Annotated in this window: 20 protein-coding genes; 12 read left to right on the plus strand and 8 right to left on the minus strand. The window is 38.3% G+C overall.

Annotation, left to right across the window (positions count from 1 at the left end; genetic code table 11):
• Positions 1-101: 101 nt before the first annotated feature.
• Entirely contained in the window at positions 102-2,267 is a 2,166-nt protein-coding gene (locus IGK53_RS01850) for a PTS transporter subunit IIBC (RefSeq protein ID WP_002329612.1), read from the plus strand.
• Positions 2,268-2,455: 188 nt separating this feature from the next.
• Entirely contained in the window at positions 2,456-3,286 is an 831-nt protein-coding gene (locus tag IGK53_RS01855) for an endonuclease/exonuclease/phosphatase family protein (protein ID WP_002329611.1), read from the plus strand.
• Between the two features lie 102 nt (positions 3,287-3,388).
• On the opposite strand, the gene IGK53_RS01860 is transcribed toward IGK53_RS01855, so the two are convergent.
• A complete protein-coding gene (locus IGK53_RS01860; RefSeq protein WP_024636437.1) occupies positions 3,389-5,089 on the minus strand; it encodes a hypothetical protein in 1,701 nt (566 codons plus the stop codon).
• 258 nt (positions 5,090-5,347) lie between these two features.
• On the opposite strand from IGK53_RS01860, the gene IGK53_RS01865 reads away from it, so the two are divergent.
• Together IGK53_RS01865 and IGK53_RS01870 are read left to right on the plus strand one after the other, a co-directional pair.
• Positions 5,348-6,508 carry a class C sortase gene (locus tag IGK53_RS01865; RefSeq protein WP_002329609.1) on the plus strand — a complete coding sequence of 387 codons (1,161 nt, stop codon included), beginning with the start codon at positions 5,348-5,350 and terminating at the stop codon, positions 6,506-6,508.
• Positions 6,509-6,523: 15 nt separating this feature from the next.
• Positions 6,524-6,967, plus strand: coding sequence for a GNAT family N-acetyltransferase (locus tag IGK53_RS01870; RefSeq protein WP_002329608.1), 444 nt, complete (start codon positions 6,524-6,526; stop codon positions 6,965-6,967).
• 483 nt (positions 6,968-7,450) lie between these two features.
• On the opposite strand, the gene IGK53_RS01875 is transcribed toward IGK53_RS01870, so the two are convergent.
• On the minus strand, positions 7,451-7,981 hold the full coding sequence (locus tag IGK53_RS01875; RefSeq protein ID WP_002314051.1) for a phenolic acid decarboxylase: 531 nt from the start codon (positions 7,979-7,981) through the stop codon (positions 7,451-7,453).
• Positions 7,982-8,085: 104 nt separating this feature from the next.
• Here IGK53_RS01875 and IGK53_RS01880 point away from each other — a divergent pair, with 104 nt between their 5' ends.
• Complete coding sequence (locus tag IGK53_RS01880; protein WP_002293202.1) at positions 8,086-8,640, plus strand: PadR family transcriptional regulator; 555 nt, start codon at positions 8,086-8,088, stop codon at positions 8,638-8,640.
• A gap of 156 nt (positions 8,641-8,796) precedes the next feature.
• On the opposite strand, the gene IGK53_RS01885 is transcribed toward IGK53_RS01880, so the two are convergent.
• Positions 8,797-9,270 (minus strand): MerR family transcriptional regulator, encoded by a 474-nt coding sequence (locus IGK53_RS01885; protein WP_430605042.1) that lies wholly within the window; start codon positions 9,268-9,270, stop codon positions 8,797-8,799.
• A 137-nt stretch (positions 9,271-9,407) separates the two neighbouring features.
• On the opposite strand from IGK53_RS01885, the gene IGK53_RS01890 reads away from it, so the two are divergent.
• From IGK53_RS01890 to IGK53_RS01900, 3 genes are all read left to right on the plus strand, one after another.
• Positions 9,408-10,880, plus strand: coding sequence for an MDR family MFS transporter (locus tag IGK53_RS01890; RefSeq protein WP_002293204.1), 1,473 nt, complete (start codon positions 9,408-9,410; stop codon positions 10,878-10,880).
• Positions 10,877-11,587, plus strand: coding sequence for a DUF4811 domain-containing protein (locus IGK53_RS01895; protein ID WP_002329607.1), 711 nt, complete (start codon positions 10,877-10,879; stop codon positions 11,585-11,587). Before IGK53_RS01890 ends, IGK53_RS01895 begins: the two co-directional genes overlap by 4 nt.
• A gap of 230 nt (positions 11,588-11,817) precedes the next feature.
• Positions 11,818-12,102 (plus strand): DUF1905 domain-containing protein, encoded by a 285-nt coding sequence (locus IGK53_RS01900; protein WP_002329606.1) that lies wholly within the window; start codon positions 11,818-11,820, stop codon positions 12,100-12,102.
• 42 nt (positions 12,103-12,144) lie between these two features.
• Here IGK53_RS01900 and IGK53_RS01905 read toward each other — a convergent pair whose 3' ends face one another.
• From IGK53_RS01905 to IGK53_RS01915, 3 genes are read right to left on the minus strand one after another with little or no spacing between them, the layout of a single operon-like run.
• Positions 12,145-12,564 (minus strand): hypothetical protein, encoded by a 420-nt coding sequence (locus IGK53_RS01905; protein ID WP_002315934.1) that lies wholly within the window; start codon positions 12,562-12,564, stop codon positions 12,145-12,147.
• A 1-nt stretch (position 12,565) separates the two neighbouring features.
• The gene (locus tag IGK53_RS01910; RefSeq protein ID WP_002293209.1) at positions 12,566-13,150 is read right to left on the minus strand and encodes a UbiX family flavin prenyltransferase; all 585 of its coding nucleotides are present in this window, start codon (positions 13,148-13,150) and stop codon (positions 12,566-12,568) included.
• Between the two features lie 46 nt (positions 13,151-13,196).
• A complete protein-coding gene (locus IGK53_RS01915) occupies positions 13,197-14,672 on the minus strand; it encodes a UbiD family decarboxylase (RefSeq protein ID WP_002329604.1) in 1,476 nt (491 codons plus the stop codon).
• 180 nt (positions 14,673-14,852) lie between these two features.
• Here IGK53_RS01915 and IGK53_RS01920 point away from each other — a divergent pair, with 180 nt between their 5' ends.
• A complete protein-coding gene (locus tag IGK53_RS01920; protein WP_002320403.1) occupies positions 14,853-15,164 on the plus strand; it encodes a hypothetical protein in 312 nt (103 codons plus the stop codon).
• Positions 15,165-15,426: 262 nt separating this feature from the next.
• On the opposite strand, the gene IGK53_RS01925 is transcribed toward IGK53_RS01920, so the two are convergent.
• Entirely contained in the window at positions 15,427-17,763 is a 2,337-nt protein-coding gene (locus tag IGK53_RS01925) for an ATP-binding cassette domain-containing protein (RefSeq protein ID WP_002329603.1), read from the minus strand.
• 141 nt (positions 17,764-17,904) lie between these two features.
• Between IGK53_RS01925 and IGK53_RS01930 the strand changes: the two genes are divergently transcribed.
• Positions 17,905-18,573 carry a response regulator transcription factor gene (locus tag IGK53_RS01930; protein WP_002329602.1) on the plus strand — a complete coding sequence of 223 codons (669 nt, stop codon included), beginning with the start codon at positions 17,905-17,907 and terminating at the stop codon, positions 18,571-18,573.
• 2 nt (positions 18,574-18,575) lie between these two features.
• Positions 18,576-19,619: a HAMP domain-containing sensor histidine kinase gene (locus tag IGK53_RS01935; protein ID WP_002329601.1), complete on the plus strand. Its 1,044-nt coding sequence runs from the start codon at positions 18,576-18,578 to the stop codon at positions 19,617-19,619.
• Between the two features lie 233 nt (positions 19,620-19,852).
• Here IGK53_RS01935 and IGK53_RS01940 read toward each other — a convergent pair whose 3' ends face one another.
• Entirely contained in the window at positions 19,853-20,734 is an 882-nt protein-coding gene (locus IGK53_RS01940) for a LysR family transcriptional regulator (RefSeq protein WP_002329600.1), read from the minus strand.
• Positions 20,735-20,895: 161 nt separating this feature from the next.
• Between IGK53_RS01940 and IGK53_RS01945 the strand changes: the two genes are divergently transcribed.
• Positions 20,896-21,624, plus strand: coding sequence for a DUF554 domain-containing protein (locus IGK53_RS01945; RefSeq protein ID WP_002329599.1), 729 nt, complete (start codon positions 20,896-20,898; stop codon positions 21,622-21,624).
• Positions 21,625-21,657: the final 33 nt, after the last annotated feature.

Genomic DNA, 21,657 nt, shown 5'->3' on the forward strand with positions numbered 1-21,657 from the left:
AATGGTATAGACAGAAGAATAAAAAATAAAGCATTTACAAAAAAGAAAACGCACGCTATAATACATTTAACGAAACCGATTGCGTAAAGGAGCTAAACGGAATGAAAAAGATATTTAGTTTTGAGTTTTGGCAAAAATTTGGAAAGGCTTTAATGGTTGTGGTGGCAGTGATGCCGGCAGCTGGATTGATGATCAGTATAGGGAAATCAATTCCTTTGATCAATCCTGAGTGGACGCCGCTTGTTACAACGGGCGGAGTAATAGAAAATATTGGTTGGGCAATTATTGGGAATCTTCATATTTTATTTGCTTTAGCAATAGGAGGAAGTTGGGCAAAAGAACGGGCAGGTGGGGCATTTGCTGCTGGGATCTCATTTATTTTGATCAATCGGATCACTGGGGCCATCTTTGGGGTCACAAGCGATATGCTTGCGAATGAAGATGCGTTTACTCACACTCTTTTCGGTACGAAGATCATGGTTAAAGGGTTCTTTACAAGTGTGTTGGAAGCACCAGCTTTGAATATGGGTGTATTTGTAGGGATCATCGCTGGTTTTGTCGGGGCAATGGCTTATAATAAGTACTATAATTATAGAAAATTACCGGATGCTTTGTCTTTCTTCAATGGAAAGCGCTTTGTTCCGTTTGTCGTTATCTTATGGTCAACGATTGTGGCATTGATTCTTGCTGTTGTTTGGCCAAACGTACAGGCCGGAATCAATAATTTTGGTTTATGGATTGCAGAATCACAGGAAAGCGCACCGATTCTAGCACCGTTTTTATTTGGTACATTGGAACGTTTGCTATTACCGTTCGGATTGCATCATATGCTGACAATTCCTATCAACTATACACAGCTTGGCGGATCGTACGAGATTTTATCAGGCGCACAGGCAGGAACACAAGTTTTTGGACAAGATCCGTTATGGTTAGCTTGGGCCACTGATTTAGTGAATCTTAGAGGTGCAGGGGATATGTCGCAATATGAATTTGTGTTGCATAACTGGACACCTGCTCGTTTCAAAGTAGGACAAATGATTGGTTCTTCGGGTATTTTGATGGGGATGGCATTTGCGATGTACCGTAATGTCGATCCTGATAAGAAAGCAAGATATAAATCAATGTATTTTTCAGCAGCGTTAGCTGTCTTTCTAACAGGTGTAACAGAACCATTGGAGTTCATGTTCATGTTTGCGGCTGTACCATTATATGCCATTTATTCAGTCATTCAGGGAGCTGCATTTGCGATGGCAGACATTTTACCATTGCGGGTCCATTCATTTGGAAATATCGAATTGCTGACGCGGACACCATTAGCTATCAAAGCGGGTCTAGGTGCAGATCTTATCAACTTCGTGTTATGTGTGATCGTTTTTGGTGTTGTTACGTATTTCTTAGCAAATTTCTTGATCAAAAAATTCAATTTTGCTACACCTGGGCGTAACGGAAATTATGACAATGACAGTGAAGAAACCACTGTATCTAACAGTGGAACAGGAACTGCAGACCAGCAAGTGGTGCAGATCATCCATTTGTTGGGAGGAAAAGAAAATATCAAAGATGTCGATGCCTGTATGACTCGTTTACGTGTAAGTGTAAACGATCGGGAAAAAGTTGGGACTGAAGAAGCCTGGAAACGAGCAGGAGCAATGGGACTGATCGTCAAAGACAATGGAGTCCAAGCAGTTTATGGACCAAAAGCAGATGTCTTGAAATCAGATATCGAAGATCTGCTGCAATCAGGAGCAGAGATTCCAGAGCCGCAAATGGTTTCTACAGGAAATGGACAAGCAGATAGTAAGCATTACTTAGGTATAGAACAAGAACTAGTTTCCGCAGCTTCTGGGGAAGTGATTCCTTTAGCTGAAGTAAAAGATCCAGTATTCTCACAAAAAATGATGGGTGATGGTTTTGCTGTTATTCCAACGTCAAGAGAAGTTGTTGCGCCGATCGCTGGAAAAGTGACAAGTATTTTCCCTAGCAAACATGCAATTGGGCTAGAAACGAAAGAGGGCGTCGAAGTTTTGATCCATATGGGGATTGATACAGTCCAAATGAATCAGTCAGCTTTTGAGATTGCTGTCAAAGAAGGACAAGAAGTAGGAACAGGATCGAAATTAGCTGAAATGAATCTTGAAGTGATCCAAAACGAAGAAAAAGATCCAACGATCATGATCGTATTTACGAATGATAAAGTGGAAGAAGTAGTGATCAAGCAATTAGGGACAGTGGCAGCTGGTAAAGTGATCGGCTCCATTAAAATATAAAGGGAGGTTGTGAAATCAGCGCCCTGACCTGAGTATTAGAGAGACAAAACGGAAAAATAGCTCCTCATATTTTGCCGTTTTTGAGCTAATACCGAAGGTCAGCTGATTGAACACTGTTTACTGGGGAGGTTGTGACAAAATTTTGTCACAACCCCTTTTGTTTCGAAATGAAGAGAAGGAGAAGAACCATGAAATTCATGACATTGAACACACATAGCTGGCTTGAGCCAGAACCAGAGAAAAAATTACAGGAATTAGCAGAGAAGATCCTGTTAGAAGATTATGAAGTGATCGCTTTGCAAGAAATCAACCAATTACTGGAATCTGAAGAAGCAGACCCTGCAAAACTAATGAAGTTCTGTCCAGTAGAGAATCAAGTTCCTATCCGCAAAGATAATTTTGCCTACTGTTTAGTCCAGCTTTTAAAAGAACAAGGAAAAGAGTATTTTTGGAGTTGGGAAATGAGCCACATCGGTTATGATAAATATGAAGAAGGAAATGCGCTGCTTGCGAAAAGACCATTGGAAAGTCAGGTCCTCACCGTCTCCGAATCTCAAAAGAAAGAAGATTATCGGACGCGCAAGATCTTGATTGGGAAAACAAAGATAGATGATCAAGATATTTTTGTCTCTAGTTGCCACTTTTCTTGGTGGACAGATAAAAAAAGCGGCTTTTATTTTGAGTGGAAAAACTTGGAAAACTACTTTTTTGAAACCCGCGCACCACTTTTTTTCCTAGGTGATTTCAATAATCCGGCAGATTCTGAAGGTTATCATATAGTAAAGGAAAGTGGTCTTCTTCTTCAAGATTCGTATGTTATCGCGAATGAAAAAGGCAAAGCTGCTACTGTGGAAAAGAAGATTGATGGTTGGGAACAAAACACAGAAAAATTGCGTATAGATTTCATTTTTGTCCCTGAAGGAGTACAAGTAAAAAAATATCAACGGATTTTTGACGGGGTCGATAGTCCAATCATCAGTGATCACTATGGGGCTGAAATCGAAATAGATGGACGATGAACGAACAAAAATATGACATAAAAAACTAAACAAAATAAAACTCTCCGATCGATCCTACCGTTCGGAGAGTTTTTTTTTGATTGGATGTATCATCCGTTTTGACTAAGCATGTAGATGCTTGTATCTATGATAAATAAATAAGCACAGCAAGGTAAACCAACCAATCAAAGTAAGAGAAAGAATGAAATAGAAATAGATCGGCGTTCGATAATGAAGCGTGAGCTCGTTGATCCCTTTTTGCTGATTCACGATTGGGGTCCCGATATCCGTTAATTCATAATCAGTCAATGTTTTTCCATTTTGCTGTAGTACAGTCCGATCATAAACGATAACAGGGATATGAACCGTTTTGTCCCCAGTATTTTTCCACTTGATTGTCAAAAGACCGCCTGGATGTGTTTTTATGAAAGTTGTTTCGTTTTCTAATATTTCTTCGTTATATCGGTCGTATTTGTTGTCTTTTGTCTCCTTATAGATTGGCAGATAGTCAGGGGTGGTTTTTTGGAAAACGAATAAGCTGGTAGACATATCTTTGCTGAAGAATGTTTTCCTTGCTTCTTCCGGTGTATCGAATAGATAAGTATGTCGACTGACAAATGTTTCATTCTCCCACTTTTCTAGATGCTGGTATAAGTTTTGGATCGTCTGTGCAGAAAAAATAAGAATACCCAATATACCTAAAAGACGGAACCACTTTTGCTCAGACCATTGATTTAGTGATAGGGAAAGGTAAAGCAGAAGCAATAGCGTAAATGGGACGAAAAATCGAAATGGAAACTGAATTAAGCTAATAAAAGGCACATTTTTTTCGATCAATGTCGTCCATGGAATCAAGCTAGTAGAAAGAAAAAAGAAAACAAGACTTGTATACAACACGATTTTTTGGAACAAGGTATTCTTTTGTTGAAAGAAAATAAAAAGCAAAAAACCTGACAATATCAATATCGGAAAGGCTTTAGGATAATGAAGCCAATAACTGCCATCCAGGTCGATCGCCTTTTGACTCATTTCTCTGTTAACAAAGGGAGGAAGAATCTTATTCCCGCTGTAAACAATAGCCAGTCCTGCCCAAATATTTGCTGTCAGGACAAAATAAAGCAAGACCGACTTGATCAGTTGAAGCAGTGCTTTTCCTTTTTCAGTCTGGTTAAAAAAGTAATAAAGATAAAAAGGAATATACATCAAGGCTAACATGATCGAAGACAGTAGATGAATCTGCGTCATAAGTCCAACTGAGATCGCAACTTTGATTACAGGAAACTTTTTATGAAGGACGAAATCAACAATAGGGATCATGCATAAAGGATAGAAACAAGTCCCCCAACTAGTGAATCCTTGATTGATAGACCAATATTGAATAGAATACGTACTCATGAATAAAACGGCTACTGGTACACTTACCCAGTTCCGAACATTGACATATCTTAGTAAGATCAGCATAGAAAATCCTGAAATAAGATAAAGAATAAAATTTGAAAGAATCTGATAGTGAAACCAACTACCTGCAAGCAACACAATCAATCCTTGTAAATAAGCAAAAAATGGGCCGTAAACGGCATTAACGATCCTACCGCTTTGCTGGAATCCATAAAGGGAAGGAAAATAGTGGAAATCCCCATGTTTGATTTGTTGCGCAGCATCGTAGAACCGATTGTAATGGAAGGGGGCATCAGCACCCAAAATTAGTTTATGTGTGAATAAATGAGGCATGAGAAATGCCAAAGCAATGAAAAAAATTGCTAAAAACGGGCCATATTTTTTCAATTGTCGAACTCCTTTGCAAACTTTAGATAAATTCATCATATATCCTATGCGGTAGGGAGGCAAGAAATTAGAAAATTCATGAAAATATTTATGAATTTTACAAGAAAAACATAAGTGAAATTTCTAAGGAGAGAGGATGTGGCAAAGCCATGTCGCATTCCTTGTTTTGAGTCAAAATTTTCTTAATACTCGAAACAAAGTAGCTTTTTCACAATCTCATCGGCTTTCATTTTCTATTTTTTTCCTGAACCCATATAATAAAAGAAAGAACAAAAAAACTTGCAAGGGAGGACGCATGTGAAGCAGAGAAAGCAAAAACAGTCTCGTCGGCTTTTGTTTCGTTTATTTTTATTGATATGTATCGTCGTAGGGTTACTAATCGCTTTGTATCCATTTTATGTGGATTCTTTAAATAGTCTTATGGATCAAAAACGAATGGAACAAGTACAAAAACGAACCGCAGCCGAAAATGAAGCGCAGCGAAAGAAAATGGAGGAGCAAAACCAACGATTAACTGACCAAGGATTCAATCCTGGGGCTGATCCTTTCGATGAACAGAACAGAAATGAAAGCACGACATCCAGCCAATTAGAGGAATGGCTGATTGGAAGTGTCAATATACCTAAAATCCAAATAAATATTTCACTTTATGACCGGCTTAACGGCATGATTCTTGAGAATGGAGCAGGCGTCTTACAAGGAACTTCTTTCCCACTTGGTGGAAATTCGACGCATTCAGTGATTTCTGCTCACAGTGGGTTACCCAATCGACGATTATTTACCGAGTTAGATCGTTTAGAACACGGAGATACGTTTATTTTGACTGTTTTTGGGGAGAAATTGGCTTATCAAGTTGAAAATATACAAGTGGTACTGCCAGATGACACGTCTGTTCTAACGATTGAAGAAGGAAAAGACTTAGTTACCTTGCTTACATGTACACCGTATATGATCAACACGCATCGTTTGCTAGTGACGGGACATCGGATTCCTTATAGTGAATCGGTAAAAAACGAAGAAGAAAAAGGAAATCAGGAAAGAACTTTGCGACAGTTGCTTATTCTTGCAGGAACGATAATAGCTGTAGTTATACTGTTACTGTTTATTGGTCGACTGATTTATCAGTATCGGTTAAGTAAAAAAGTGCTTGATTTTTCATTTATTATAAGTGATTCAGCAGGAAATCCAGTAAAGGGTGGCTCATTTATTTTGAAACATAAGAAAAAAACACTTACTAGAAACGGTGTGCCGTTTTCAGTGCAAAGCGATCATTATGGGAAAGTCAAGCTGGATCAATTGCCTGGTGGGACTTATCGAATCGTGTCAGTTGATGATCCTAAAGTCGCTGCTTCTTTTGGTATCAGAAAATTAAAACAAGAAAAGATGTACTTTTTTGAGGGGCGAAAACTGGTGAAAGAGCTTCAAAAAAATGGTTTTTGGTTTAAACTCAATGACTAAGTAAGGAGAGAAAAAATGATTCGTACAACAACAGAATTGTCTGCTGAAGAACTGGAAACTGTTCTATCGATTTGGCTGCATGCTAATTTGGATTCTCATGGATTCATCTCACCAACTTATTGGGAGAGTCAAATAGAATCTGTTAGGAAAGCTTTGCCAGAGGCAGTGATTTACTTAGCAGAAATAGATCAAGAAATCGTCGGTTTTGCTGGGGTGATTGATCAGTTCATCGCAGGGATTTTTGTAAAGAGGGAATATCGGCAACAAAAAATCGGTACGCAACTAATGAAAAAAATAAAAGAAACCAATAAAACACTGACTTTGACAGTCTATCAAAAAAGTCAATCAGCTATTCATTTCTATCTTTCACAAGGCTTTGCAATTCAAATACTGCAAAAAGATGAAGCAGTAAATGAGGAGGAGCTTGTGATGCAATGGAATCAAACCAATGATTTTTGATGAACAGAGTAACGAAATAATGCTCCCAGCCTAATTTTTGCTGGGAGCATTATTTCATTTTGAAGTCACTAATTTAACTGTGTGAAGATGCAGTTGTTACGACCTTTGATAAACGGTGTTCAAAGCTTGCATCTGCGGTAATAAGTCCAACCAATTTAAAAACATAAGGAACTGTTTTTACTTGGCTGTTCTTATTACTTGATGCAGAACAGCTTTTTCACAACCTCTCCACTAAACGGTGTTCAATAAGCTGATCCTCGGTATTCGCTCAACAAACGGCAAAATATGAGGAACTATTTTTCCATTTGTTTCTCTAATACTCAGGTCAAAACGCTGATTTCACAACCTCTTGATAAACGGTGTTCAATCAGCTGCTTCTCGGTAATAAGCCCACTAGCCTAGAAAATATGAAAAGCTATTTTCTGACTAGCGTTCTTATTACTCAAAGCGTAACGCTGATTTCACAACCTCTCTTTCACAACCTTATTTTACTCGTTTATAATTTTCATCGAAGTATTTTCCGCTACGGATATCATCAGGCATGCCATCATATGGCGCTTCACTAATGACATCTTCATTGTCTATACCTGCATCACCCATATAAGTGATGGTAGCAAATTCAGGAACAAGTAATTTTGGATAAGTTTCATATTTTTCACGAGCTGCTTCCATTTCTGCGATATGTTCATTTTGGAAAGTAACAGTGATTTCTGGATGTTCTTCAACCCATTTAGGGAAAAAGATCATTCCGTGAAGTTTCTTTTCATTTGGCATAAAGTCTAATGCAACGTCTGTCCCTGTTGGTTCTGTCCAAGTAATTTTGAATACGCCATCTGTCAATTTAACGATATCAGCTTCTTGGTCTTTTACCCAACGACCTTTGACCATTCCGCCGTGGATACGGTAATCGACAGTATGGTCATTTTTTGCATACCATTCATATTCCCAACCGTTGTCATACGTATAAATAAAGTGAGTTCCAATAAAATCTTCCAATTCTTTAAATTCTTTCATGATTAAGCATCTCCCTCTAAATTAAAACATGTAATAAACTACATGTTTTTGATTACTCGTTTATGATAGAATGGATTTAAAGATTTGTCAAGGAGGAAAAACTGATGGCAAGAAAAAATACACTTCGCTATATTTTATTAGGGTTATTAAGTAAGAAGCAGATGACAGGATATGAATTGAATCAATCATTCAAAAATGAAATAGGAGAATTTTGGCAAGCAAAACATAGTCAGATTTATCCTGAGCTGGCAAAAATGGAAGAGCAAGGAATCATTCAACATCAAGTAGAGATCACAGGCGAAAAATTGGAAAAAAAAGTTTATGAATTAACAGAAGAAGGGAAGGAACAATTAGCAGAGTGGATTCATACACCGACCAATGAACTGCCGGTTAATCGAGACGAATTCGTTTTAAAATTGTATTTCGTCAAAGACGTGAATGATCCGGCATTAGTAGAAATTATCCAGCAGCAGCGTGATCTTCATGAAGAAAAACGCCTTCATCTATTAGAGCGAAAAAAAACAATCTTTCCTACAGAAAAAGAAAAACATGAAAATTACGGACATTACTTGATTTTAGCGCATGCGATCAATCGGGAAACAGAATATGCAAGTTGGCTGACAGATGTATTGGAAGAAGAAAACAACCGAAAAAAATAAACTAAAAAATATCCGAACAGTGATGGATGCTTCCTTTCTATATGAAAGAAATGCAGATCACCGTTCGGATATTCTTATGTTCAAACAGGCTTTTTCTAAGTGTTATATGTATCATCTACTTTTTAAAAAGTCTGATGTTTAGGAGATTAGCGGAGCTTAGAGTTCTTTTAACAGCTGCTCGTAGTCAGCTTTTTCATAGACAGGAAGGAGTTTGTAAGACAATTCGTCTGTCTCGTTGTCATGAATGATGTACATCTTCGCATTCTCTTCTTTGAAGTTGCCAATTTGTAAAATCGTATAGCGTTCGTCGATCAATTCGATATCTTTGATTGCTTTTGAAAAAACTTTGCGGACATGATGCATTTTCTTTTGTCGGATTTCTGCCTTTTCTGCAGCTTTAGATAAGGTAAATCCGTCATCTAAGTATTTTTTGATCAGTTCTACTTTTATAACTGTAGGCAAACGATATTTTCTAGGACAATTCGCATCAGCTTCGATTGAACGAATGAATCCCTTTTGTTCCCAATACCTTAATTGACGTGGAGACACACCGACGATATCACTTAATTCACTGATGCCAACAACCAATTGATCGTTTTCCAACAAACGTTTAAGGGAAGCCCCAACCATTTTTGTCACTCCTTTTGTCCTCTTACTTTCCTTAATTATATCTGTATTAACTAATGTGTCAAGTAGGTTGACAAATGGCGGATTTAGGACTAAAGTATTCTAGTAGTTTCAGAAAAAATTCAGAAAGAAGGAGAAATATGAGTAACAACCAACCCGTAGATATTTACGGAAAACCATATAATCGGACACTTTTAGTTGTTGTCTTATTAATTGGTACATTTTGTACCGTTTTGAATCAGACCTTATTGACGACAGCTTTTCCTACATTGATGAAAGCTTTCGATATTTCAGCATCTGATGTGCAATGGTTAACGACTGGTTTCTTGCTAGTCAACGGGATCATGATCCCAATAACAGCATGGCTGATCAATAAATTCAGTTCAAGAAATTTATATCTTTCTGCCATGACGATCTTTTTGATCGGAACGATTACTTGTTTTACAGCACCTAATTTTAGTACATTACTAATCGGTCGCTTGATCCAAGCTTGCGGTGTGGGAGTATCGATGCCATTATTGCAAAATATCATGTTGTCTATTTTCCCACCAGAAAAAAGAGGATCAGCAATGGGGATGTCAGGAATCGTTATTGGGCTTGCTCCTGCTTTAGGCCCTACATTATCTGGTTACATCATTGATAACTACCATTGGCGTGACTTGTTTGGTATGGTACTGCCAATCGTTGTTCTTGTCTTGGTTTTAGCATTCTTCCTAATGAAAAGTGTTATTCCATTGTCAAATCCTAGCATTGATATTTTATCAGCTATTTTGTCAACGATTGGATTCGGTAGTTTGCTTTACGGATTTTCTAGTGTAGGTGATGATGGCTGGGGAAGCTTGAAAGTAATTGGTTTCTTAGTCGTTGGTGTGATTTTCATCGCCTTGTTCTCATGGCGTCAATTACATTTGGAACATCCATTCTTGGAGCTTCGTGTATTCAAATCATCTACATTTACGATTGCAGCTGTTTTAGCCGGTGTAACGAATATGGCGATGGTAGGGGCAGAAATGGTCGTGCCGTTGTATATCCAAAACATTCGCGGAGAATCAGCATTCCATTCTGGCTTGATGTTGTTGCCAGGTGCTTTGATCATGGGGGCTATGATGCCCGTTACAGGTGCGATTTTCGATAAATACGGCGCGAAACGTTTAGCCATTACAGGGATGTTCATTTTGACAGCCGCAACTGCACCATTTGCTTTCTTGACAAAAACGACTCCAGTTTTATATATCGTGATCCTTTATGCGATCCGTATGTTTGGGATCTCCATGGTCATGATGCCGGTAACGACTTCTGGTATGAATGCATTGCCAAATAACTTGATCAGTCACGGGACAGCGGTAAATAATACATTCCGTCAAATTGCAAGCTCGATCGGTACAGCTATTTTGATCAGTGTGTTGACGAATGTGACAAAAGCAAATATCCCAAGCAAATCTGTATTGGACAATACACCATTAGCTTATAAAGATCAGGCAATCAATGCCACACTGTCAGGTTACCATGCCGCGTTTATCGTAGCGATCATCTTTGGGATCCTTGGCTTTATTATTGCCTTTTTATTGAAGAAAAAAGAACCTGTTCTAACGAAAGCGGGGGATAATGCATGATTATTGGAGTTTTGATTGTCAGCTTGCTTGCTTTTGCTTTAACGAACGTGTTCGCTAAAAAAACATGGCAAACCTTTTTATCTTTGATTTTCGGACTAATCTTCGTCGCTTCACTAAGTTTGATCGTCGCTAATTTGTCCAATCACTTTGGAATGGAAAAAGTAACGGAAACGAAAACAGAAAAAATTGTTTCCAGTGCTGATTCCCAAGGAGCAGATATGCTTTTGTATAAAGCTTTAGGGAATGGAAAAGAAAAAGTGTATCTTTACCGAACGAATGAAAAACAAGAGAAACCAAAAGTAACTGGTACGGATAACGAAACAAATAAAGTAGAAAAGACAGACGGCGATGCTGAAAAAGTGACGAAAACTACTTATTGGGAATACAAAAACGACATGTATAAATTCTGGTTCAATATTGCTGATAACAATCACGAATATGACAGCCGAGTGAATACATTCAAAATCCCAGAGACATGGGTAGAATTAAGTACGGACCAAGCATCCAAGTTAGCTGAATTAGTGAAGAAACAGCAAAGTACGATGGAAAGTGAAGCAAAAGCTTATGTGCAAGACGGTATGGTAAAAGCAATGACTGAAAATCCGCAAATGAGCAAAGCAGAACAAGAACAACGTACGAAAGCCTTAACTGCTGAATTCCAACAACAAGCATTCGCGAAATTAGTGAAAGAAGCAAAAGGCGAATAATATTTTGAACACCGTTTAAGGAAGAGGTTGTGAAATCAGTGTTTTGACCTGAGTATTAGAGAAAAAAACGGAAAAATAGCTCCTCATATTTTGCCGTTTTTTGAGCTAATGCCGAGGGTCAGCTGATTGAACACCGTTTATTCAAAAAAAGGGAACTGCGACAAGACTTTTGTCACAGTTCCTTCTTTTTTTGCTATGCTATACTAGATGTAAAAAATAGGAGGAATAAAATGAGGAAAACTTATTCTTTTGAATCAAAAATCTATGCTTCCGAAGTCGGCAAGGGTGGCGCATATATTGTTTTTCCATATGACATAAGAGAAGAATTCGGTGCTGGAAGAGTGAAAGTCCAAGCAACTTTTGATAATGTGCCGTACGAAGGCAGTATCGTGAATATGGGCGTGAAAAATTTAGATGGTTCGGTCTGCTATATCCTTGGACTACGAAAAGATATTCGTAAAAACATCGGAAAAGATATTGGTGATATCGTAGCAGTTACAGTGAAGCAAAAATAAAAACAAGAGGTTATGACAAAAGATGTGTCACAACCTCTTCTTTCATAATGGTTTTTCACCATCTTTATAATAAACGGGTTCTTTGATATGGAAATCTGTTTTTTCCAACCAATCTAAAATCTTGTAACCTAACTCTTCTGACATCGGAAAAGAAGCGTTGATTTGTGCATTGGAGATATGGTCAACATGGATACCGGAAGTGATCGTACAGCTTCCTGGTACGGCATTTTTGATGACCACAGCTATTTTTTCGGCTAAGACATCGTCTTTGTGGAAACGACCATCGTGGCTAGGGAAACGTACAGTTTGGATCTCTGTATCACGAGAAAATGTAGTGACTGTTCCGATATGTGGTGTATCTCCGCCTGTTAAAGTAATCAATAAGTCTTTACCGATTACTTTAACAGCAGCTTGGATCGTGAAACCTAGTTTTGTTACTTCAACTATCGTTTCTTTTTCCATATTAATCACCTTGCCAACGTTTTGAATGTTCATTTACAATCCCAAATTGATCCAAAAGTTTCATTGTATGGTGATCAACAAGATCTTGGATCGTTTGAGGCTGATTATAAAAAGCAGGGATCGGTGGTATGATTTGCACACCTAGTCGTGCTAATTTAGTCAAGTTTTCCAAGTGAATGGCATTTAATGGCGTTTCACGAGGGACAATTACTAACTTTCGTTGCTCCTTCATTGTTACATCAGCAGCACGTGCAATCAGGTTGTCGCCTAAACCAACAGAGATACCTGCGACTGTTTTCATACTTGCCGGTACGATGATCATTCCATCGGTCAAAAATGATCCGCTGGCGACAGCAGCACCTAGATCTTTGTTTGAATAATGGTAATCAAACAGGCTTTCGAATTCATTTAGGGATAAGTCGGATTCCAGCTTTAAGTTCTGTTTTGCCCATGGACTGATGATTCCGTGTGTTTCTACCATCGGATATTCTTTTAGTTTCTTCACTAGGTTGATGGCATAAATGGTGCCCGAAGCGCCACTTACACCAATCACGATTTTTTTCTTCCGTTGTGCCAATTGTTCCATTTTCCGCACTCCTTTTTATGATGTCAAAACAGTTGCAGATCATTCATTATTTCAAATATTTTTCCCAATCTTCTACTTCTTGGAATTTTGCACGTACAAAATGTTCTTTCATATCGAAAGGAACTGTACCGTCAAAGATAGTTTTTGCACTCATCCCACGGAAACGAATAGAACCAGGATTATATTCTGGTAATTCTGATGGGTCCAATGGATGGTTTCTCATTCCTGGGAGCACAATAATGTCTTTATCTCCTTGGAAACGAGTGTTGAAAGTCCAAACTACATCGTTCATGTCGAAAATATCAACATCTTCATCGACTAAAATGACTGTCTTCAATTCTTTGAAGGCTGATAAGGCAAGAATAGCTGCTTGGCGTTGAATACCTTCATCCGCTTCGTTTTCTTTACGAATCTGCATGATGGTCATCAATTTACCGCCACCTGCAGGAGGATTGTAGACATTTACTACTTTTCCTGGAATAGCTTTATCAACCAAGGCAAGAATACTTGCTTCTGTAGGAATACCGGCCATAGATACGTGTTCTTCACTTGGACCAATTGTTGTTTGCATGATTGGATTGTCTTTTCGATGAGTAACTGCTTTGACTTTTACTACTTGTACAGCTGGATTAGCATCCCCAGTATAACCAGGAAATTCTGGCATTGCTTTCCCTGAGTTCGTGTTGATATCTTCTTGCATTGTTTCATTTGGCATGATTTCTGCTTCAATGATGAATTCAGCACGAGCAATACCCACTTCATCGACTGCTACACCATCAACGATTTGAATAGGTTCGTTACGCAAAGCTCCTGCACACCATAGTTCGTTGTAGCCAAGTGGAGTGGTAGGTGGTTCGAAAGTCGTACCAATGGCAATTGCTGGATCTAAACCAATATTGATAGTGATAGGCATTGGTTTATTCAATGCTTCAAATTGTTTTTGGAAGTGACCAATGTGGCGCCCACCAGGCATGATGTACATACCGATCGTATCTTTGTCTTCTAGGACCATACGATGGATCGTTACATCGCTCATTGTTTTTTCTGGATCTGATCCTAAGACTACACCCATCGTGATGTATGGACCTGCATCTTCAGGAGTATTTGTAGGTGCAGGCAAAATGTTGCGAATATCGAAGTCTGCATCGGTAGCTAGATGAACGACTTCTTGTGCTGGAGCGTCTGCTTTGTCTACTTTCACAGGTTTGATTGGATTTTCTACAGCGTCTTTCAAGAAACGGCCAAGTGTTCGATAATCATGGTGCAAAATTTCACCTACACGTTTACGACTAGCCATTGTCCCGATGTTCACACGTGTGCCGGGGAAACCTTTGATATTGTTGAAAGTCATAGCTGGTCCTTCTTGAGTCGGACGTTTTACTGTACCGCCAGCACCGATATAACGGTAAACACCAGATAATTCTGCTTCAGGATCGATTTCAATATCTGTTTCGTGATATTGACCTGGAAGTGTCTTTAGTTCTTCGATGACTTTTCTTAAATCATACGGTTGATCTGTCATGAAAAATTCCTCCTTAGTTGTCTTTACCTATCTATAGTAAAAGGTACAAAGGAGGAAAACAATTCAACTTGTTTGATAAAATATTCCTTAATGGAATGGATACGGTTTTTTGATAATAGAATAAATTATGATATACTTACAACAATAAGAAAGCGCATACTAAATGCTAATGGAAGGAAAGTGAAAAAAATGGAGGAGTCATTTCCTAAAGCAGTAAAAGTAGAAAATATAGCGAATATTTTGAAAGTTACATTTGAAAACGGGGAAGTAAAATACGTGAAATCTCATTGGACAGAAGAGATAACCGATGCCTTGCAATTTGGAAAAAAAGGAAGAGGAAAAAGAAAAAATCTTCTCGCTTTGTCTACTAATATGTGGATTGGGACTGAAGTAACGATTGAAGCAGATGGAACAGTATTCATAAATGGAAAAGACAAATATACACCGCAAGAACTGTGGCTCAAAGGGGAAAACCATATTCCAGAATTATAAATAGGCAAGAGGTTGTGACAGAAGTGGTCAGCTTCAAGAAATAAGAAGGAATATACGAAAATTGCTTCTCAAATTTTTGTGACATTTCGGCTTATTTCCGAAGAAGCTACTTCAGGAACACCGTGAATCAGAGGTTGTGACCGAGGAGTTGGAAGGAGAACGCCGTTTATCGAGAGGTTATGAAAAGCTGTTTATTCAAAAAAAGGGTGGTGACAACAATTTTGTCACCACCCTTTGTAGTAATTGGAAAAAACGAATAGCTTTATTCTGCACGCAAAGCGATAGCAGCGTCTTTTTTCGCTGCCATTCGTGCAGGAAGATGACCGCCAAGCATCGTCAATACAGTAGAGACAATCACTAGAATGATCGCATGGACAGGATTTAGTTGCGCAACATTTTTTAGATCCGTCATGCTGTACAAGATGCTATTGATAGGGAATGTAGCTAGCCAGGCAATAAACACACCTAGTATCCCAGAAGAAATACCTAAAATACACGTTTCTGCGTCAAATACGCGAGTGATGTCTTTTTTCCGTGCACCTAAAGCTTTTAGTACACCGATTTCTTTTGTCCGTTCAATCACAGATGTATAAGTAATGATACTGATCATGATCATACTTGTTACTAAAGAGATCCCTGCAAAAGCAATGAGGACATAAGTGATAGCATCCATCAATCCGCCAGTCAGTTCAGTCATCGTTCCAGCTAAATCAGTATAAATGATTTTATCTTCATCTGATTTGCCTGTATTGTAATCATCTAAATAATCCAAGATTTTTTCTTTGTCTTCAAAATTGTTCGGATAAATCATGATACTTGAAGGCAAGCTGTCTCCGCCTAAATAACTAAGCAATGTTTGTTTGGCGTTTTCGTCAACTTTTTCAGTAGTTAAGACATTTACATCACTGTCTTTTTGGGCTTTGACGATTTCTGATTCTTTGTTCTCATTGACGATTTGAGTCGTTAATTGATCACTATAAGCGATTCCTGGCGATAAGAGATTCATTGTAGAAGAAGACTTCACGCGTAGGATTCCTGAAATCTTCAATTCATCTGAAGAATTCTGGTACATCGAGTCATAATCTGTATTAGGAATGAAATTCCCAGTTGGAAGTTTTGTATAGTAAGTATTGTTGTTTACTAACTTGAATGTTGTATCGACGATATCATCGAAATCAAGTTTTTCGTCTTCCTTCACATCAAATCCAAGATTCTTCAATGCGTTGATATTAGTATTATTGTTGCCGTCTACGATCAGCACGACATCTGTTGCTGAGGCTGGATAACTTCCGGCAAGTAAAGAATAATTGTCTTTTAAAAAGTTTTCTTTGCTAGTGTCAAGCTGTGTAGGGAAACTTGACACTCCCACACCTGTCATTGCTGACATCGTACTAGACAAGGAAAGAGATTCCGCATCAGGGTTTTGATTCGAGAAACTTACAGGCTGTACTTTCCCATTTACATCACGTAAAAGATTGATTCCTGTTGTACGAGTAAACCCAATATTATTACTTAAATTAGGATCGATGTCTGTTACATAATCGACATATGTTTGATCGATTTTATTCGTATGCTGTGCTTTGTCTTCTTCGCTGACTTTTGCTGTGATCGTTTTGCTGTCTGGATAATCTGCTTTGCTTGCGCCCAATCCAGCATCGTCACGGGTCTGGTTAGTCGTTACCTTAGAAATAGTGATCGGAAATTTCGCCATTGTTTCAGCTTGCGTGTTATCGATTTGCTTTTGGAAACCAGAAGAAAGGGAAAGGACGATCGCGATTCCGATGATCCCGATACTGGAAGCAAAGGAAGTCAAGAAAGTACGTCCTTTTTTTGTTCGGATATTGTTGAAAGAAAGCTTCAACGCTGTCCAAAAACTCATCTTCGTTCTGCGTAGGTTAAATTGATCATCCTTTGGTCGTTCGATGTGAGGATGGGAATCCGTTAAGATCTTACCATCAGAAAATTCAATGATCCGGTCTGCATATTGATTGGCCAGTTCAGGATTATGTGTGACCATGATCACTAATTTTTCTTTCGATAACTCTTGGATCAGTTCCATGATCTGGATACTTGTTTCTGTATCTAAAGCTCCGGTTGGTTCATCACACAAAAGGATATCTGGATCATTGGCTAGCGCTCGAGCGATTGCTACCCGCTGCATTTGTCCACCAGATAGCTGATTTGGTTTTTTGTGCATATGATCTGTCAAGCCGACCCGATGCAAGGCATCTTCTGCCCGTTTTCGTTTTTCGTCTTTAGAAACACCACTTAATGTCATCCCAAGTTCAACATTTTCAATAATGCCTAAATGACCAATCAAGTTATAACTTTGGAAAATGAACCCGATAGAATTGTTTCGGTAGGCATCCCAGTCGTTGTCTTTGAAGTCTTTAGTAGACTTTCCGTTGATCACCATATCACCGGAATCATAATTATCTAGTCCACCAATCACATTCAGCATAGTCGTTTTACCAGAACCACTAGGACCTAAAATCGCTACGAATTCTTTTTGTCTGAAAGCGACAGATACACCATCCAATGCTTTAGTGGTGGTTTCGCCGACTTTATAATATTTTTTTATATCTTTTAATTGAAGCATAATCACCCTTCTCCCGTAGTGAAATATTCGGTATACTAATAAGTATATCAGAACAATGATCGTAGTATACAAAATAAATGTTAACTGAAGATGAACTGCAAGAAAAAATCTAGAAATTTTTCAAAAAACAGAGGGAGAACAATGAATCGTATTTTAATAGTAGAAGATGATCCGCAATTACAGTTGCTTTACCGTTCTGTGTTGGAACGAGCGGGCTTTTCAGTCATCACTGCACTGAATGGAGAGGATGCGCTGAAAAAACTAGAAGCGATACGTATAGAATTGATCATTACAGATATCATGATGCCGAAAATGGATGGCTATGACTTGCTAGACTCATTACGTAGCACCAGATTTGACACACCTGTTCTGATGATTACGGCAAAGGCCGATTTTGAGGATAAGAAACGCGGGTTCAAACTAGGAGCAGATGATTATATGACAAAACCCATCGATGTCAATGAGATGATCCTACGTGTGGAAGCATTGCTTCGACGTTCAAAAATCAATTACAGCAGTAGCTTGATGATTGGACAAACAAAATTAGAGCTGGATACTTATACAGTGTTACAAGATCAGCATTCGTTGATTCTGCCTCAAAAAGAATTTCTGCTTCTGTATAAATTACTGTCTTATCCCAACAAGATCTTCACTCGCCAACAGTTGATGGATGACATTTGGGGATTAGATACGAATACAGAAGAACGAACGATCGATGTACATATCAAACGTTTAAGGACCCGTTTTGAAAAGACGGAAGATTTTCAAATCATGACAGTACGGGGACTAGGCTATAAGGCGGTTATTTAAAGATGAAAAAAAAGCTATTTTCACAATTATGGATCTATTTTGCCAGTATTGTCTTCATTTCGATCTTAGTGACACTGCTGTGTTTTCTCGGTTTTATTTTCTTATTGTCTCGGCATTCTATCTCACCTGCTGAATCGGCTGGAAAACCAACGCTATACCCGTTATTCGTCTTTGCAGGGTTCAGTATGATCGTGGGTACAGGAATATCGATTTTTGTTGGGCGGCGTATTCTGCATCCAATCAGTGCACTAGGGACAAATATGAGTCTGGTAGCAACGGGAGATTTTTCGATTCGAATGGATGAGCAGCAGAAAGTAGCAGAAGTACAGCAACTGTATAAAGATTTCAATGTTATGGTCCAAGAACTAAATAGTATCGAAACATTGAGGAATGATTTTGTGTCCAGTGTATCCCATGAATTCAAAACACCATTAGCAACGATCCAAGGATATGTACAATTGTTACAAGCCCCAAATCTCTCTGACGAAGAATGCCAAATATTTTTATATCGGATTATCGAAAGTATCACGCAGCTTTCACAATTAACAGAGAATATCTTAAAATTGAACAAACTGGAAAACCAACGTATCCAACTGGAAAAAAAAGAGTACCGATTAGATGAACAAATTCGAGAAGTAATCGTTTTTTTGCAGCCTAAATGGGAGAAAGAACAGCTAGAATTGGATATCGAACTGGCTGCAGTAAATTACACAGGCAATGAAGAGTTTTTGTACCAAGTGTGGTTGAATATCATGGATAACGCCATAAAGTACAATCAAGTCAATGGACAGATTCATATCAAACTATTTGAGACAGCCACAGAGATTGTACTGGAAGTGACCGATTCAGGTGTAGGAATGAATGAAGAGACCAGAGATCGAATGTTTGAAAAATTTTATCAAGGAGATACAAGCCGTCAAATTTCTGGGAATGGGCTAGGACTTTCACTGGTCAAAAAAATTCTAGAACTGCATGATGGTCGTATTGATTATAGCAGTATCGAAGGAGTAGGAACGACAGCAATGATACGGTTAAGTAAACAATAGGAAAAAGAATAAAACCCCCTAAAAATTCGATTGAAGGTTTTTAGGGGGGGAGTCGTTTTTTTGTGATTAGGGAAATGTTCTTACGGTTCTTTCGACATAAAATCGCTGCTTTCTTATTGAACTACGAGAAATGATAGATGTGTCATTGAAACAAGGATATGATGCAAAAAAGAGAGCGAAAGTCATGAGTCGCTCTCTTTTTTGGATGGATTGATAGACAGAAAATGAAGGGCCTAGTTCTCTTCTTGTTTCAAATACTCCCAAAATGTGTCTGAAGCCAAAGAATGTTCACCGATTTTACGCGTAAATGCGAGATAACTTTCTTTTGTTGGAGAGATGGGGAGGATCACAGTATTTTCTTTTAACAGATTTTTGACTGTTTTTTCCATAACAATAGCAATCCCCATGTCATTTGCAATCATATTGATGATCAAGTCGGTCCTAGATCCTTTATAAGAGATTCTCGGTTCAAATCCAGCTTCGCGACACAAGTCCAGCACAGGTTGATACAAGTTCGTAGTAGGGCCAAGAACCAAAAAATTCTCCTTTTTCAGTTCACTTAGATCCAATTTCTTTTTAGCAGCTAAAGGATGGGTTTTAGGCAGAACTGCTACAAAATCGTCTGTTTCAGTAGGTAGCCACTCAATCGAACTTGGTGGGGCCTGGAAGCTTCTGGCAAAGTGGATCGTATCACTATGTTCATTTGTATCGTCATAAGTCAGTTCGATACTTTCTACTTCTTTCAACTGGACCGTAAATTCAGGATGATGTTTCAAAAATTCGGTAATCTTGGAAAAGCCTTGGTAATTGATCATGGTTGGTATCGTTAAGATATTTAATGAAAGATTGTTTTCTTGCGTATAGGTTTCAAGCACTTCTTGCATGGCATGGTATTGTTCTACGACATTTTTTACATAAGGGAGCAATAAGCTTCCAGCTTCGGTCAACTCGATTTTTCTATGGGCACGTTCGAATAATTTGACGTCTAATTCTGTTTCTAACGAAAGAATCTGTTTAGAAATGTTTCCTTGGGTGGTGAATTGTCGTTCAGCAGTTTTGGTAAAATTCATCGTTTCGGCTAAATCAAGAAAAACTTCAAATTTATGGATATCCATCATATTCCTCCTACTTATTCCAATAAAGAATACTTTAACACAAAAAATGAATTGGTGTAACCTATTCTGTCTGGTACAATCTTTCTTGCAGTGAAAGCAGTGATTGCAGAAAATTTTCTGTAATAATTTTCGCTTTATAGAGAAAGAGAGGAGTTTTTTTGATGCCAACTGGAGTTTTGATCAATGTAGGTTCCGTTTTGCTTGGCGGACTAATTGGCGGATTAGTAGGAAATAAATTAAGCGAACACTTTAAAGCGCAGCTGACGATGGTTTTTGGTGTGTGTTCAATGGGGATGGGTATCTATTCCATTGCGCCAATGAAAAATATGCCAGCTGTTATTTTTGCTTTGGTGATAGGAACAGCGATTGGACTGATTGTTAATTTAGGTAATGGGATTAACAAGGGCGCTGCGTTGATGCAAGTGCCTATTTCTAAAATCTTTCCTAGTGAAAAGCTTGGTATGACCCACGATGAATTTATCAGCACATTAGTGACGGTCATTGTTTTATTTTGTGCAAGTGGTACGGGGATTTATGGAAGCTTAGATTCTGGGATAACTGGAGATAGTACGATTTTGATTTCTAAATCTGTCCTTGATTTTTTCACAGCAGCAATTTTTGCATGTAATTTAGGATATGTCGTTTCCGTAGTAGCGATTCCCCAATTCATTATTTTTTATATCTTGTTCTTATTGGCAAAATTTATTTATCCATTGACTACACCAGATATGATCTTAGACTTTAAAGCTTGCGGTGGATTCTTGATGGTTGCTACCGGTTTTAGAATGATCAACGTGAAAATGTTCCCAGTAGCTGACATGATACCAGCGATGATCGTTATCATGCCACTAAGTTGGATGTGGACGAATTGGATCATGCCACTGTTATAATAATAATCAAAGAGAAGCCATTTTTTGCTGACT

This window comes from Enterococcus sp. DIV1224 (genome assembly GCF_050555455.1).
Classification (GTDB): Bacteria; Bacillota; Bacilli; order Lactobacillales; family Enterococcaceae; genus Enterococcus_B; species Enterococcus_B lactis.

Coding starts and splice junctions, on each gene's coding strand:
- IGK53_RS01910 (WP_002293209.1), bottom strand. CDS start 13,150: ATGGAACAATTGGCACAACGGAAGAAAAAAATCGTGATTGGTGTAAGT.
- IGK53_RS01880 (WP_002293202.1), top strand. CDS start 8,086: ATGGCAAGAAAAAATACACTTCGCTATATTTTATTAGGGTTATTAAGT.
- IGK53_RS01875 (WP_002314051.1), bottom strand. CDS start 7,981: ATGAAAGAATTTAAAGAATTGGAAGATTTTATTGGAACTCACTTTATT.
- IGK53_RS01915 (WP_002329604.1), bottom strand. CDS start 14,672: ATGACAGATCAACCGTATGATTTAAGAAAAGTCATCGAAGAACTAAAG.
- IGK53_RS01890 (WP_002293204.1), top strand. CDS start 9,408: ATGAGTAACAACCAACCCGTAGATATTTACGGAAAACCATATAATCGG.
- IGK53_RS01940 (WP_002329600.1), bottom strand. CDS start 20,734: ATGGATATCCATAAATTTGAAGTTTTTCTTGATTTAGCCGAAACGATG.
- IGK53_RS01855 (WP_002329611.1), top strand. CDS start 2,456: ATGAAATTCATGACATTGAACACACATAGCTGGCTTGAGCCAGAACCA.
- IGK53_RS01895 (WP_002329607.1), top strand. CDS start 10,877: ATGATTATTGGAGTTTTGATTGTCAGCTTGCTTGCTTTTGCTTTAACG.
- IGK53_RS01900 (WP_002329606.1), top strand. CDS start 11,818: ATGAGGAAAACTTATTCTTTTGAATCAAAAATCTATGCTTCCGAAGTC.
- IGK53_RS01945 (WP_002329599.1), top strand. CDS start 20,896: ATGCCAACTGGAGTTTTGATCAATGTAGGTTCCGTTTTGCTTGGCGGA.
- IGK53_RS01885 (WP_430605042.1), bottom strand. CDS start 9,270: ATGGTTGGGGCTTCCCTTAAACGTTTGTTGGAAAACGATCAATTGGTT.
- IGK53_RS01850 (WP_002329612.1), top strand. CDS start 102: ATGAAAAAGATATTTAGTTTTGAGTTTTGGCAAAAATTTGGAAAGGCT.
- IGK53_RS01935 (WP_002329601.1), top strand. CDS start 18,576: ATGAAAAAAAAGCTATTTTCACAATTATGGATCTATTTTGCCAGTATT.
- IGK53_RS01930 (WP_002329602.1), top strand. CDS start 17,905: ATGAATCGTATTTTAATAGTAGAAGATGATCCGCAATTACAGTTGCTT.
- IGK53_RS01905 (WP_002315934.1), bottom strand. CDS start 12,564: ATGGAAAAAGAAACGATAGTTGAAGTAACAAAACTAGGTTTCACGATC.
- IGK53_RS01860 (WP_024636437.1), bottom strand. CDS start 5,089: ATGATGAATTTATCTAAAGTTTGCAAAGGAGTTCGACAATTGAAAAAA.
- IGK53_RS01870 (WP_002329608.1), top strand. CDS start 6,524: ATGATTCGTACAACAACAGAATTGTCTGCTGAAGAACTGGAAACTGTT.
- IGK53_RS01925 (WP_002329603.1), bottom strand. CDS start 17,763: ATGCTTCAATTAAAAGATATAAAAAAATATTATAAAGTCGGCGAAACC.